We start from the raw sequence: 14775 nt of genomic DNA, 5'->3' as shown, positions 1-14775 counted from the left end.
AGTAACGAACCCCAACTCCTGTTTAGCTGAATTCTATTACGGGAGGCAGAGGGGGTGGTTGTCATTTTTGTTGGTTGGGTTGTGTAACGAAACCCATCTCCCTATTATCTGAATTCTTTTACGGGAGGCAGAGCGGGAGGATGTCATTTTTGTAGGTTGGGTTGAGGAACGAAACCCAACTCCAGATTAGCTGAATTCTATTACGGGAGGCAGAGCCTCCCAAGGAGCATTCCCAGGCTGAGCCTGGGAACGAGAGAGGGGGGACAGTAAAAGCAGGATGGTTAACAATAACTATGCAAGAGCAAGACCCAAAGTTTGCAGAATTGATTCAAGCCATTTGCTGGAAGCTTAAGCTTGAACCTGAAGATTCTCCTAAATTAGCAAAGAAATGGCAAGAGTTTACTCAGTTAAAGAATTATCCGGAGCAAGCTCAGAAAATCCGTGATTCTGTCGTGACTCTATGGCAGCAGGTGTATGATTATCAGCTAGGTCTATCCCAGAATACAGCTAAAACGGAAATTAAGGATATCGAATCCCTCTTGAGTGATGTATTAAACTGGCTTTCAGAGGAATCGCGTTTAGTTAATCAAGAAACATTAAAAAAATGGCACATTATTGCGAATCAGCAGTTAAAAGAAACCATCCGTAGCGCGATTTTTAAGGCATTATCCCGGTCATCTACAGAACTATTTCCTGTAGAATCCAGTTGTCAACAGCCTACTCAAGTAACCCAAAACAATCAAATAGATAAAGACAAGGAATCGCCTGTGCGACCTTCAAATCCTATAACAGCAACCGATAAAGGCGAACTATCTTCCGGAGAACTGCAATCGTCATTAACAAATCCAACCAGTCCTCCGTGGGAGTATCATCCTGTACCCGATGACGAACCAGACAAACATGATGAATTTTATTGTACCTCAAGTCAATCGGCAGAAGGACTAAAGCTCATTGGCGCGAGAGTGCGAGGAAAAATGCACAAGCACCAAGGAACGAATTGTGATGATTGGTTTGAGTTTAATACCAGTAGTAGCTGGACAATTATTGCTGTATCCGATGGTGCTGGGTCGAAAAAGTTCTCTCGGCTTGGGGCGAGAGTGTCCTGTAAAGCCGCTGTCGAAAACCTCAAAAAATCCCTAAAAAACCATAAAATAAAAGAGCGAGATACAACCCAAGCATTAGCGGCTGATCTTGAGCGCAAGACAACCAATTGGGCGTTTACAGGAGCCGATATAGAAGTCGTCCAAACCTCTTTACATGAAGCCATGCAGACGGCTTACAACGCGGTGATCAAAAAAGCAGATGAATGCCGCGAGTTGACCCGTTACTACAAAGCTCTAGAACACAAGGATGTCGAACCTAAAGACCTTTCCGCCACACTGCTGCTGGCAGTACATACCACCATTAAAGTTGCTGGAACTCACTATAGTCTGGTGCTAACCTGTCAGATTGGCGATGGTATGTTAGCCGCGATATCTCAAGAAGGAACTCTGAAATTATTAGGCAAGCCAGATAGCGGAGATTACGGCGGTCAAACCGAGTTTTTAACCTCTGCTAACAAAACCGAGCAAAAAAATTTGCTGCAAAAGACTTTTGTATTTCCAGGACATCTCAAGGCGTTAATGGTGATGACGGATGGAGTTGCTGATGACTACTTCCCCAATCAGCCGAGGATGTTGGAGCTGTATGGTGATTTACTGTTAAATCAGGTGATTAAAGTCTCTAAACCTAATGAGCAAGAGATTGCTAACCAGCTAAAAACGACAGTATTAGGCAGTCTGGAGGGTGTCAACGAAGTCAAATCAAGGTTTCAGGATAAAGTCGAGCGAATTTTGCCCAATCAATTGCCGGAACCTAAACAAGTCGTGATTCGTTCCATCGCTAACTATGCCAAAGCATTAGGGAAATCGGTGGCAGACGTTGTCGCGTCTCCGGCTTTATTAGCGGCGGGAATTCTGGGAGAACCAATATGTGATCCAGACAATTTCCAACCAGAAGAACGGTTAAAAATTTGGCTAGATTCCTACTCAATTCGCGGCTCATTTGATGATCGCACATTGGTTGTTCTCTACCGGGAGGATGTCTAAGGGTGTAGGGTTTGGGGTGTGGGAAAATCCTGAATGTAAGTATTTAATCGGACATGATATTATGGCGACAGCAACCCTCACCGACGGCAGCACTGTTGAATACATCCCTGAACCCATTGGTGAAGGGGTGATGAAGCAAGTCTATTTTACGGCTGATAAATCTTCGGTTATTTGCTTCTATAAAGACCAAAATGCTGGTTCAGATCCCAATCGGATGGCTCGGTTAGAGAAGATTTTAGATGGTTATAATCCAACCATTGCTCAAAATGGCGATTATTTTAAACAACTATTTTGTTGGCCCACGGGTATTGTGGTTCAGCCTCAGTTAGGGTTCATCGCCCCAACTTATCCCAACAACTATTTCTTTGCTACAGGAAACTTGGCAGGTAAGGAAAAAGAAAGCACTTGGTTTGTTCGCCCCAAACTGCGGCAAATGTTGCCAAAAGCAGAACGCGGTGTTTGGATTAATTATTTTCAAACCTGTATTCGCCTAGCCCGGGCGGTGAGACGTTTACACCAAGCTGGATTAGCTCATTCTGATTTGTCGAACAAAAATGTGTTAATTGATCCAACATCGGGACAATGTGTTGTCATTGATATTGACTCATTGGTGGTTCCTGGTTTATTTCCGCCCGATGTTTTGGGGACAAGGGGATATATCGCCCCAGAAGTATTATCGACTCTTCATTTACCCTTAGACGATCGCAAACGACAACATCCCTCTGCTCGTACTGACCAACACGCCCTTGCTGTCTTACTTTACCAGTATTTACTGGGTCGCCATCCCCTAGAAGGTCCGAAGACTTATCCGGCGGCTTCTGCGGAGGAACAGGAACGTCTGGAGATGGGTTCAAAGGCGTTGTTCATTGAACATCCCACGGATGCTTCTAATCGACCTCACGATTTGCAGCTATCATCCACCGCCCTAGGACCTTATTTAAGCGATTTGTTTCACAGAGCCTTTATTCAAGGCTTACACTTTCCCCATGAGCGCCCCGCTGCGATTGAATGGGAACGTGGGCTAATCAAAACCTGGGATTTGCTTTTCCCTTGTAAAAACAAGTATTGTCCCAGTCATTGGTCTATTTTACATGACCCCGCTCATTTAAACTGTCCATTTTGTGGCTCAAAACCCAAGGGAAGTTTACCGATTTTGCGGCTGCGTTCAGAACGTCGTCCCGGTCAGTGGACATTCGATGGTCAACTTGTGGTTTATCATAATCTTACTTTGTTTAAATGGCACGCTTTTGATAATGTTTTTCCGGGTGAAGAAGCTGACAAAACGCCTCAGGCTTATTGTGTATTTTTTGAAGGAAAATGGCTCCTGATTAACCAAAATTTAACCTCTCTTACGTCTCCTACTGGTAACCAAGTTGCACCGAGTCCTCAACCGGGACAAGCCGGACAGGCGATTGAATTAAAAGAGGGAATACAATTCCGGCTTTCTCTGGAACCCTACGGTAGGATGGTTGAGGTTCAGATGATTAATTAGAAGCAAGAGAAGGCGATTGAAATCGCTGCTACACAAACTTTCGTCCGCCTGCGCGGACTAGATTATAAAGGGGGTGGCTAACCCGGATTTGGTATGACCTCTCCCCTAGGAGACTGTTGGCGGGTCAATACTGCTCGGATAAGCCTGTCTTCTCTCCCCTTGCTTCCAGACGCGCCATGGCTTCCAGACGCGCCATGGCGCGTCTCTACATTGCTTCCAGACGCGCCATGGCGCGTCTCTACATTGCTTCCTTTGATGGACAACCTTCCTTAACCGAGCAGTATTGGTTGGCGGGTGACTTTTCAGGGCTCGCATCCCTGACTACGAACAGGAATTAAGCGTCAAGTTGCCGGATTTATCGCAAATTGCCCTAGATACTTTTGCCGCCAAATGGCGTCAGCTTTGCGATTTGTGGGCAATTCTAAGACTCGAATCCCTTGATTGGGTAATGGATTCAGTAACTGCTGCAATTGCTGCCAAGATTGAATTAGCTGATGTTCTACGCCATAGGTCAGACATAATTGGGCAAAGTTGATGCTTTGGGGTGTGGCAAAGAATTCTTCAAGGGGTGGGTAAAATTGAGAAATAGGTAACATTTCAAAAATACCACCCCCGTTATTATTGATTAAGATAATGGTTAGATGACCGATAAACTTCTTGTTGAGTAAAAAACCATTGGTATCATGTAATAAGGCTAAGTCTCCCGTTAGCATCACCGCACTTTGATTCCGGTGAGCAATCCCTAAGGCTGTGGATAAGGTGCCATCAATGCCATTAGCTCCCCGATTGAACCACGGTTGAATCTCTGTATTCCCTGGCGCCCAAAAAAATTCTACATCCCTAACGGGCATACTATTGGCAATAAATAAGGGTGTCCCTGCTGGTAAATATTGAGAGAGTAACCAGGCGGCTTTTCCTTCAAATAGTTGAGGCATTTCTGCCATTTCTTGGTCAACGGCTGCCCTGACTTGGGTTTGGGCGTCACACCATTTTTTCAGGTAATATGGGTTTTGTTGTGATCCAGTTTTCCTCTGTTCCTCTATCGGGGCTGGTTTAGTTCCGTTATCGGTTTTGTCAACAACGTTATCCGTTAAACCCGCCCCTACAGTCTGATTTTGTGTCTTATTCGTTGTTATCCATTGTCCAATTTCTTCGATAGGAATCCGCAGATGTGTGGTTTTCCCATGCAGGGCATCTAAGTTATGATGACTGGGATCAATGATCCAGCGTTGGGGTTGACAATGATCTAACCAAGTCCGCAGTTCTTTACTGGTGGGCAGTTCACCAATTTGAATTACGATAGTGGGTGTAAGCTGTTGAGCAAGTTGGCGATTCCGCAGAATTAAGTCGTAGGTGGAAATGAGATAAGGATTGAGGTGAGCGTAGTTTCTTAGGGGGGAAAGCCCTTCCGCTAATAGGGGAAAGTTTAGGGCTTGCGAAAGTTGGGAAATTGCATGACAATAGGCTTTGGGGTTTCGGGGTTGCGCTAGACCTGCAATAATTAAACCGCGATCGCACTCTTGCCAGTCTGAGTAGGGAATGGGGTGCACAGGTGCAGGGGGACAGGGGTGTAGAGGCGCAGGAGTAATAGCGGCAAAGAAATCGTCAGCCTGGAATTGGGATTTTAAAGGAGTGACGGCTGGATCACGAATGGGTGCCAGAGGATCACGGAAAGGGCAATTTAAATGAACTATACCAGGAACCGGAAAGCGCGATCGCTCCCAGGCATGAATCACAGTTTGTCGCAGATATCTCAGCATCGAGATTTCCACAGACGGTACGGCTAATTCGGTTTGCCAGTTGGGATAATTGCCATAGAGTTTCACTTGGTCAATGGTTTGCCCAGAATGACAATCTCGCAGTTCTGGCGGACGGTCTGCGGTTAAAATCAATAGAGGAACGCGGCTTTCCCGTGCTTCGATAATAGCCGGGTAGAAATTCGCTCCGGCTGTCCCGGAAGTACAAACCAACGCCACCGGTAACCCCGATTTTCGGGCAAGTCCCAAAGCAAAAAAGGCAGCCGAGCGTTCATCGAGAATGGGAATTGCCTCAACTTGGCTGTGTTGTGCAAAAGCAACGGTAAGCGGAGTGGAACGTGAACCGGGACATAAGACGGCTGTGGTTAATCCCAACCGCGTTAACGTTTCCACCAGTATAGAAGCCCAGACGGTATTGGTATTACGAAAGTCAATTAGCATCGCATCCTATACTAGCAGAAGCGTCTACTCATTGAGGCTTTGAGGATGCGATCGCTAAATCATTATTTATCCCAGTGAAGAAATCTCATCTACCACCTGCATCCGTCCTCGGCGAAATGCACGAAGTAACCGTTCTAGGGAGTCCCTCTCTTCATCAGTCAGCGACTCTTCTAGCAATGCCGCCATTATTCCGTATCGGTCAGCAAGTGTAATTTTACCAGAACTGGTAGCTTGAGCGAATAAATCGGATAGGGCACCGGGTAGAAGTCTCACGGGAATTTGCATATCGACCTTTGTATTGACTCAACACTTTTATCCAAGTATGCATCATCCTCAGGATTTGAGGGATATGGGTCAGACCCCACACCCCAATACGGCTAGGGGAGCAAAGGATGTAGAGACGTTCCGAACGTCTAGAAGCAGGGAAGCGGAGGAACCAAGGAGCCGGGGGGACGAATGACGAATAACAAATAACGGAAGTAGGATTTGCGATCGCGTTGATTGCGATACCATCCAAGTGTAGTCATCATCACACCTATTACTATGGAGCCAGATTCTCTTCCTGCAGAGCTAATCCTGACGCAATCGCGTCAGAGTCTGGGTAATATCCGACTAAATTGGACTCCCCAACCCGGTAATTATCTGGACTATAACGGTCAAACCTACGCTGTCCTGGAGCGTCGCCATCGCTATCTCCTAAAATCTGGGCGCTATCGTTTGCACAAAATTGCCCTTTACGTCCAATCGGCGCCCCGCCCAACGGAGAAAAGTTTGGTTGATGGGCGCTGGGTGCTTGGCGATGGAAGTTGTCAATATAATGCGAATTCTGAATTGGTGCGTTGTGCTGTCAATCCAGATGGTCCTTGCCAGTCTTGCCGTTACTACGAACCAATTGAACAAAATCTGAGTGACCCTGACATCACGTATCGAAAAAGTCAGTGACGTCCTCCTACACTGTACCCTACGGGTCGGTGTAGGAGGACGTCACCTAGTCTGCGGCAACCGACGAATGGGGCTGAGGATACCGCGCCGGGGATGCAATGCCTTAAGCCAGAGTACCAAGCCCAAGCCCTGGAACTCCTACAGCAAGCTGTCTCCATTGCCGAACGTCTCAACGAATCTCGCGCCCAATCCTTTGCTGTGGGGAAGCTGGGTCATTTCTATGAATGTCGCCAGGATTACGAAGGAGAGGTGGACAAACCGAAAACCATTCAAAATAAAAAGTAACGCTGTGCCATCGGTAAACTCTCAGCCGGTTCGCAGGTTAATAATTCCCCATCTGCCCTCACTTGATAGGTTTCTGGGTCAACTTCCATCTCAGGTAAAGCATCATTTAACTTCATATCTCGTTTACTCACTTGCCGCGTATTAGACACCGCCACTGTCGGTTTTTGTAAGTTCAATTGTGTGGCAATATCTCGGTCTAATGCCGCCTGAGAGACAAACGTGAACGACGTAGCCGCGATCGCACCGCCAAAACTGCCAAACATGGGGCGGCTGTGAATCGGTTGGGGTGTGGGAATACTAGCATTAGCATCCCCCATTTGACACCAGGCGATCATACCCCCTTTAATCACAATCTCTGGTTTCACGCCAAAAAAGGCGGGTTTCCACATACATAAGTCTGCCAGCTTCCCTTCCTCAACTGAACCCACATACTCAGCAATTCCATGGGTAATTGCTGGGTTAATTGTATACTTTGCCACATACCGCTTTGCCCGAAAGTTATCATGATCCACCGTTTCTCCAGAAGATAAAACGCCCCGTTGCACTTTCATTTTGTGCGCCGTTTGCCAGGTACGAATAATCACTTCTCCCACTCGCCCCATCGCCTGAGAATCGGAGGCTATCATACTAAATGCGCCTAAATCGTGCAAAATATCCTCAGCCGCGATCGTTTCCCGGCGAATCCGTGACTCGGCAAAGGCGACATCTTCTGGAATCCCCCGATCCAAGTGATGGCATACCATCAACATATCTAGATGTTCTTCCAAGGTATTCATCGTATAGGGGCGGGTGGGATTGGTGGAGGAGGGCAAAACATTAGCTTGACCACAAACTTTGATAATATCGGGGGCATGACCCCCACCGGCGCCTTCGGTATGGTAGGTATGGATGGCACGGTTTTTGAATGCCGCGATCGTGCTTTCCACAAATCCGGCTTCATTGAGGGTGTCGGTATGGATGGCGACTTGGACATCATACTCATCTGCGACGCACAGACAGGTGTCTATTGTGGCTGGTGTTGTGCCCCAATCTTCGTGTAACTTTAACCCCATTGCCCCCGCTAACACTTGTTCTACAAGTCCTTGGGGTTGACTACTATTGCCTTTGCCCATAAATCCCAAGTTTACAGGAAACGCATCGGCGGCTTGCAGCATCCGGTAAATGTTCCACGGACCCGGTGTACAAGTGGTGGCGTTGGTGCCGGTTGCCGGTCCCGTACCGCCGCCTAGCATGGTAGTAATCCCGGATGCGATCGCGACTTCAATTTGTTGGGGACAGATAAAGTGAATATGGGAATCAATCCCACCTGCGGTGAGAATCATGCCTTCCCCCGCCACGGCTTCAGTCCCCGGACCGATAATAATATCGACGTTATCTTGGATATAGGGATTTCCGGCTTTGCCGATCTTGAAAATTTTGCCGTCTTTAATCCCGATATCGGCTTTAACAATTCCCCACCAATCCAAAATCAGGGCATTGGTAATCACCAGATCCACCGCCCCATCGGCATTAGATATGGGAGATTGTCCCATCCCATCCCGAATAACTTTACCGCCACCAAATTTGACTTCATCGCCATAGGTGGTCAAATCTTGTTCTACTTCAATGAATAATTCAGTATCAGCAAGACGGATGCGATCGCCTACAGTCGGACCATAAGTTTCAGCATAGGCGCGGCGATCCATCTTTAATGCGGGAAGGGGACTCCCGTTATACCGAAGGTTAGCGGGAGGGGAATTGCCGCCAACATTGAAATTGATCGATAGCGAATCATTGTTTTCAGGATTGGTATTCATAGCCGTCTGCCTTATGAATATTTTGCCAGAATGTGTTCAATCTCGAACGGAACGTTTTCAGCGCCACAGTAAGCACATTTTCTGTCCCATTTTTGAAGTAAATACTCTTTAACTTCAAAACCGAATAACTCACCCCTTTGGTACTCAACCCCGCTAATTTCAGGATTTTGCATTTGCTGAAGGTCAAACCTTACCAGTTCTTGAGAGATGGCTGAAATCGGACAGAGTTTTCTAATCCGTCGTACCCAAGTTTCAATGTTGGCAATCCGACTCTCCAGCGATGGTGGTAGCCATCCGGTTTTACGGGTTCTGTTTAAGAAACGAGGCTGGCGGTAACGGGTTTTACGGTTACGGCGTCCCCTTCTTAATGACCTGCGAGCTAAGAGGGAATCTTTAATTTGTTGCCCTCGGTGTGAGACAACAATTGCGTTTGTTACTCGCCCCGTTTCTTCTTGGACGATTGCAAATCCGGTTACTTTACTACCAGGATCGATTTTGAGCCGATGTGGGCGCGTGACTGATTCTTCAACGGTTCTGTCTTGCAGGACAATAGTAAATGGATAGCGCTTGAATACTTTAGCCCTCCCTTTGTTCAGTAATTCTCTTGCTCTCGCTGGATGCGTTGGGTCAAGAGGTTGTAGGTTTTTGTCTAGAACGAAAACTCGCATTACTTTGAGACTCTCATTACTGGTAAAGTTTGCCTCGACAATGTTATCCAACCTTGTTAGGTACAGCTCACTGGCTTAACTCTCTACACCTGTTTAAAACTGTACGACAGAGGATGGTACTGGCACGTATCCTAGGGTGTCATGAGCTGAATAACGTAGTTCTCGTAGAACTTAGTCTGGTCAACTAGAGCCTGTTTTCACAAGCTCCCGCTATAGTTCGCTAGAACTTAGCGGTGAGTTGTTGACTCGGTAACTCATCGCGATTTCCGTCAGAGATAATGGGGCGGGTTAATTATACGGCAAAATGCGCGATCGCACGTCCCAAAACCAGCAAAAAAAGAGGAGAAAACCAAAGTTCCTCCCAATTCCTTACTTCCTAGAGGCAACGTGAGTCTCAAACAAGGTTAAGTTTTGTTGGAAAACTGTGCCGATGTGCCAAAATCATGCTATTTATTAGGCTGATAGTCGATGCTCATCAACGTCAACCTGCAACTGGCGACAGGGAATTTTTTCAATCTTGATGGCTTGACCCAGATAAGGTGATAAGACTTCTAGCTGAGCCTCCGATGCCGCTTCAAATAGTACGCGATCGCCGGGAAAAACAACACGCTCGAAACTGTAAGCGCCGGGATTGCCCATCCGAATCACTTGCAGGGAGCTAGTTGTATTGGCATAGCTACAAAGACATTGAGCAGAAGCACTCGTCGGTTGTGAAGGAATGGCTGATGTAATCATGGGTCTTAGGTGTTCTTAACTAACAGATCAAAGGTGATTGACTTCCTCTATTTTAATTTTTACAAACTTAAGTTTAAGCTTGTTGAAAATAATCCTTAAATTTTTGATAAATTTTTGTATATTGTTACACATTGATACAAAAAACAGACTGAAAAACGAGTGTTCTGTCAATCTAACGGCGAGGGGTTGACTTTACCGATACTCTGTGGATTTAAGCGTTGGTACAATTTTGGAGGTAGTCGTCTGTCATGTCCATCCAAGTCTCTTGTTCTGATACCACCTTACGTTCATTGTCTTTTTCAGAATCAAAAGTTCCATTATCCAGTTTATCTTGGTAATCTCCGTTCATGAAATTAACAATTTCGTAACCTTCATTTATGAACATAACCAATTCTTCTTCAGCAGCGTTCTTTGATTTCTTTAATCTCATAGATAGTTAATCGTAACTGCCATCCTCTATCCCCTTGCCTTGTCCGGCAGAGAGGTTATTTATTTTATGCTTCTTGCTCAACTAGCTAGTCCTCTATCAATTCAATCAGGACATCAGACACGGATATGCTGAACAAAGGGTAGAAGTCTTACACAACCCCTCGCAGCTTGCGAGAATGCTCGACTAAACTCTCAGCAAACTCATCTAAACGCTTCGAGAGTTTCTCATCTAAAAGCTTGCCATCCTCACCAAAGGCTTGCCACGCCCGACCAAAGGCGATTTGCTCTGGAATCACCCAACCATGAACCCAACGTATGATCAGCCGTAGTTCATTGAGGGCATTACTGTTAGCTTGACCGCCTAACACACTCAGCAGACCAGTCACTTTACCCGATAAATGGTCAAATGTCATCAAATCCAGGGCATTTTTAAGTACCCCACTCACGCCCCCATGATATTCCGGTGTGACCAAAATTAAGCCATCGGCTTCCTGTACCGTTTCTCGTAACCGGACGACATCAGGATAACCGGGATAGTCATCGCTACCGATACAAAACGGTAACTGCATCTGTCGCAGGTCAAGGATTTCTGTGGATGCGCCCAAGGCTTGCACACGCTGAATGGCTAAGGTTAAGGCTTGATAGCTATAGGATTTAGCTCGCAGGCTACCATTAATGCCAACAATTTTTACCATGTCTTGCCAATTAATACCCTTTCATACAAAATACCTTAGTTCACTTGTTCCCGACACCCCACACCCTACACCTTGCCTTTAGTTTTGAGACTTTTGAGCAAAACACCATTGAATCCTGCCCAAGCTACGGCTAGATTGGAGTAACGCTAAACTAGAAGTTGGTAAGCAGTTGAAAGTGCCACGTCACGCCTTGGCAGCATAACGCTGCGAGTTAATAGACAGGACTAACAAGGGAAATTTGGATGAACAACAGTTCCTGGATGAGATCATGGATGGGACATGAACCGCGTAGAGGTTCAACGGGTAAGCCAAAGCAGCCACAGATTAAACCTCGTTATTGGTGGCGTATGGTAACCAGCTTAGTGATCGTTCAAGGTGTGATCCTGGGTGTCCCTGCCCAAGCGCAACAACAGACAGAGCCAAAACCATCGCTAAGCTATGGGCAGCTTTTGCGGAAAATTGATCAGTGCACTGTGCCACCCCCATCCCCAGCTGAAGATACCCCACCGAGTCAGACATCGAAAGCGGATTGTGATATCAAAAAAGTCGAACTTGACTCAGCCCGTAATGTTGCCAGAGTCTACTTAGCCGGACAGGAAGACTCTGAACCTCCTCAAGAGGTCATGCTACTGGAGCAAAATGGCGAACTGATTGGGAAACTGCGGAACACCGATATTCCCTTGGATGTGACGCCAACCACAAATAATTCCGCCGCCTTAGGGTTGGTGATGCAGTTATTTTTGCTCTTACTTTTGCTAGCCGGACTGATGATGATTCTGCGCCGCTCGGCGAGTAGTTCGGGTCAAGCGTTAAACTTTGGCAAATCCCGCGCTCGCTTTCAGATGGAAGCGAAAACAGGCATACAGTTTGATGATGTCGCTGGGATTGAAGAAGCTAAAGAAGAATTGCAAGAAGTCGTCACGTTTCTCAAACAACCGGAACGGTTTACCGCCATCGGCGCTCGTATCCCTAAAGGGGTTCTGTTAGTCGGTCCTCCGGGTACAGGAAAAACGCTCTTGGCAAAAGCTATAGCGGGAGAAGCGGGTGTTCCTTTCTTTAGTATCTCTGGCAGTGAGTTTGTGGAGATGTTTGTCGGGGTGGGCGCCTCGCGGGTGCGGGATTTATTCAAAAAAGCCAAAGAAAATGCTCCCTGCTTGATCTTCATTGATGAAATCGACGCCGTTGGCAGACAACGGGGTGCGGGTATCGGTGGGGGTAACGATGAGCGAGAGCAAACCCTCAACCAGTTACTCACCGAAATGGATGGATTTGAGGGGAATACGGGGATTATCATCATTGCGGCGACTAACCGTCCCGATGTTTTAGATTCCGCCCTGCTCAGACCTGGGCGATTTGATCGCCATGTTATGGTGGATCTTCCCACCTATAATGGACGGCTGGGGATCTTGGATGTCCATAGTCGGAATAAGAAATTAGCACCGGAGATATCCTTAGAAGCGATCGCGCGACGCACTCCGGGATTTTCTGGCGCGGATTTGGCTAACCTGCTCAACGAGGCGGCTATCCTCACTGCCCGACGGCGTAAGGAGGCAATCACACCCCTAGAAATTGATGATGCCATTGATCGGGTGAGCATTGGTCTGCAAATGACGCCGCTTCTGGATAGTAAGAAAAAGCGATTAATTGCTTACCATGAGGTCGGACATGCCTTGCTGATGACCATACTGAAAAATTCCGATCCTTTAAACAAGGTGACAATTTTGCCCCGTTCTGGTGGTGTGGGTGGGTTTGCTCAACCCTTACCCAATGAAGAATTTATGGATATCAGTCGTTCCACCGATCTGGGTGATCTGTACTTGCCCCGGACGTGGCTAATTGATCAGATTACCATCGCCTTGGGGGGTAGGGCTTCGGAAGAAGAAGTCTTTGGTCATGGTGAGGTGACTATTGGTGCCGCCAGTGATATTAAGAAAGTGGCAGAACTGGCTCGTGAGATGGTGACTCGGTACGGTATGTCTGATTTAGGTCCGGTTGCCCTGGAACGCCCAGATAGCGAAGTGTTTCTCGGCGGCGGTTGGACTCAGCGATCGGACTATTCTGAAGCCATTGCCACCCAAATCGATCATCGAGTGCGAGCGATCGCGATGCAATGCTATGAGGAGGCTCGTCAGCTAATCCGCGACAATCGACCGTTGATTGATCGGTTGGTTGATATTTTGTTGGAGCAGGAAACCATTGAAGGAGAGCAATTTCGACAAATTGTTGCCGAACATACCCAACTGCCCGAAAAACAAATGGCGGTAATACATTAGGAAGGCAAAAAGGAAGGCAGAAGACATAAGGCTGTAAGGTTTATGTCTTCTGCTTTTTCGTCTATTTTTAACAGGTGAATTATGTTCGCTTCGCTGCGCTAGGGCGTCGATCAAGTAAACCCAATCTGCCTTGATTACCCCCTTTTGCCACGGCGATTAAAATCGCTGCTACACAAACTTTCGTCCGCCTGCGCGGACTGGATTATAAAGGGGGTAGCTAACTTGGATTTGGTATTACTTCTGAAATCCTTAACTAGGGAGGCTTTTAGCCGGGGGAGTGTAAAATTAGGGAATTTGGCTTTTGAAGGCAGGCATCAGCGAATTGCCCGAACAGTTAAAGTCTACTGCAGCAATAACGCTCCTTATTTTGATGCTGTTTGCTGTCGGTACATTTCCCGGAGAACTAAGGCGGGGTCAATATAGTTGTCGGTGTACTTTAAGCCCCAATGCAAATGAGGACCCGTGGTGCGCCCTGTCATTCCCACGCGACCAATTCGGGTGCCGGTGGGTATCTGTTGACCTTTCCAGATTTGAATCCCGCCACTGCGATCGCTCAAATACACACCTTGGCTATCTGTTTCCACATGACCTTTGAGGTGACAGTAGATATGCTTCCACTCACCGGATTGGATGGTGATAGAGGTGCCACAGGCGGTATTATCGGAGAGGGATACTACCTGACCTGCCCACCAGTTGCGAATGTAACTGCCTTCAGGTGCGGCGATGTCTAAGCCTCGATGAAATTCTGTACCCGATCCACGGGGAGAACGACGGTAGCCGTAGGGAGAGGTATAAGCCTGAAAATTCTCAACGGGAAATGAACCTCCCTGCCAATAAGTGTTAGTTGTTATCTGAGTAGGTGTAACCTCTGAGGCGGTAACTCGGTTTTGGGTGATTACTCCCCAGAGGATTAAACTGATTAAACTTAGTCCCGCTAACAGGAGAAAGCGTTTTACGGCTGTCTTGTGTTTGTTGTGTCGTTGGCGTGGAAACACTCCTGACATTTCCTCACTCCTCGATGGGATAAACGAACAAATAAACTACTCAGGTTTGCCTAGCGGCTGAAACCTGAGTTTTCAGTAGCCCTGAAATCATCAAACAAGCTTTGCTGAACATATTTAGCAGTTCGGTTTAACTCGCACGATAACCCCGTGCCTCTAGGCTGGTTTATAGAC

General features: G+C 47.0%; 13 protein-coding genes and 1 pseudogene. 6 read left to right on the top strand and 8 right to left on the bottom strand.

The annotated features are described in order from the left end of the window. The first annotated feature begins 293 nt into the window (after window positions 1–293). The 3 genes from RIM23_RS02325 to RIM23_RS02315 all read left to right on the top strand — a co-directional run bounded on the left by RIM23_RS02325 (window position 294) and on the right by RIM23_RS02315 (window position 3917). Complete coding sequence (locus tag RIM23_RS02325) at window positions 294–2087, top strand: PP2C family serine/threonine-protein phosphatase (RefSeq protein ID WP_446364113.1); 1794 nt, start codon at window positions 294–296, stop codon at window positions 2085–2087. After that, entirely contained in the window at window positions 2080–3579 is a 1500-nt protein-coding gene (locus RIM23_RS02320) for a protein kinase domain-containing protein (RefSeq protein WP_446364111.1), read from the top strand. Before RIM23_RS02325 ends, RIM23_RS02320 begins: the two co-directional genes overlap by 8 nt. Before the next feature lie 176 nt (window positions 3580–3755). Next, window positions 3756–3917 carry a hypothetical protein gene (locus RIM23_RS02315; protein WP_446364109.1) on the top strand — a complete coding sequence of 54 codons (162 nt, stop codon included), beginning with the start codon at window positions 3756–3758 and terminating at the stop codon, window positions 3915–3917. Between the two features lie 3 nt (window positions 3918–3920). On the opposite strand, the gene menD is transcribed toward RIM23_RS02315, so the two are convergent. Then, window positions 3921–5777 carry a 2-succinyl-5-enolpyruvyl-6-hydroxy-3-cyclohexene-1-carboxylic-acid synthase gene (menD, locus tag RIM23_RS02310; RefSeq protein ID WP_446364107.1) on the bottom strand — a complete coding sequence of 619 codons (1857 nt, stop codon included), beginning with the start codon at window positions 5775–5777 and terminating at the stop codon, window positions 3921–3923. Window positions 5778–5843: 66 nt separating this feature from the next. Then, entirely contained in the window at window positions 5844–6062 is a 219-nt protein-coding gene (locus RIM23_RS02305) for a hypothetical protein (RefSeq protein ID WP_446364105.1), read from the bottom strand. A gap of 258 nt (window positions 6063–6320) precedes the next feature. Between RIM23_RS02305 and RIM23_RS02300 the strand changes: the two genes are divergently transcribed. Together RIM23_RS02300 and RIM23_RS02295 are read left to right on the top strand one after the other, a co-directional pair. Further along, a complete protein-coding gene (locus RIM23_RS02300; RefSeq protein WP_446364104.1) occupies window positions 6321–6719 on the top strand; it encodes a DUF6464 family protein in 399 nt (132 codons plus the stop codon). A 93-nt stretch (window positions 6720–6812) separates the two neighbouring features. Then, window positions 6813–7004, top strand: a complete 192-nt coding sequence (locus tag RIM23_RS02295) for a hypothetical protein (protein WP_446364102.1) — start codon at window positions 6813–6815, stop codon at window positions 7002–7004. Here RIM23_RS02295 and ureC read toward each other — a convergent pair. The 5 genes and pseudogenes from ureC to RIM23_RS02270 form a co-directional block, all read right to left on the bottom strand. Further along, entirely contained in the window at window positions 6989–8689 is a 1701-nt protein-coding gene (gene ureC, locus RIM23_RS02290; protein ID WP_446364134.1) for an urease subunit alpha, read from the bottom strand. The two genes, RIM23_RS02295 and ureC, sit on opposite strands and share 16 nt — an antisense overlap. Window positions 8690–8820: 131 nt before the next feature. Beyond that, window positions 8821–9468 (bottom strand): annotated as a pseudogene (gene iscB, locus RIM23_RS02285) (RNA-guided endonuclease IscB); the annotation flags it as partial. A 453-nt stretch (window positions 9469–9921) separates the two neighbouring features. After that, complete coding sequence (locus tag RIM23_RS02280) at window positions 9922–10203, bottom strand: DUF1830 domain-containing protein (protein ID WP_446364100.1); 282 nt, start codon at window positions 10201–10203, stop codon at window positions 9922–9924. 211 nt (window positions 10204–10414) lie between these two features. Continuing rightward, complete coding sequence (locus RIM23_RS02275; protein WP_446364098.1) at window positions 10415–10633, bottom strand: hypothetical protein; 219 nt, start codon at window positions 10631–10633, stop codon at window positions 10415–10417. Window positions 10634–10781: 148 nt separating this feature from the next. Continuing rightward, the gene (locus tag RIM23_RS02270) at window positions 10782–11327 is read right to left on the bottom strand and encodes an NADPH-dependent FMN reductase (protein WP_446364096.1); all 546 of its coding nucleotides are present in this window, start codon (window positions 11325–11327) and stop codon (window positions 10782–10784) included. Window positions 11328–11569: 242 nt separating this feature from the next. Between RIM23_RS02270 and ftsH the strand changes: the two genes are divergently transcribed. Further along, on the top strand, window positions 11570–13600 hold the full coding sequence (gene ftsH, locus RIM23_RS02265; protein WP_446364094.1) for an ATP-dependent zinc metalloprotease FtsH: 2031 nt from the start codon (window positions 11570–11572) through the stop codon (window positions 13598–13600). Window positions 13601–13962: 362 nt separating this feature from the next. Here the strand turns inward: ftsH and RIM23_RS02260 are convergent, their stop codons facing one another. Further along, entirely contained in the window at window positions 13963–14604 is a 642-nt protein-coding gene (locus RIM23_RS02260) for a M23 family metallopeptidase (protein ID WP_446364092.1), read from the bottom strand. Window positions 14605–14775 lie beyond the last annotated feature (171 nt).

The sequence above is a fragment of the Coleofasciculus sp. G3-WIS-01 genome, assembly GCF_040223135.1.
Classification (GTDB): domain Bacteria; phylum Cyanobacteriota; class Cyanobacteriia; order Cyanobacteriales; family Coleofasciculaceae; genus Coleofasciculus.
Note: the sequence above shows the minus strand (reverse complement) of the source record. Positions and strands in the feature narration are given on the sequence as shown.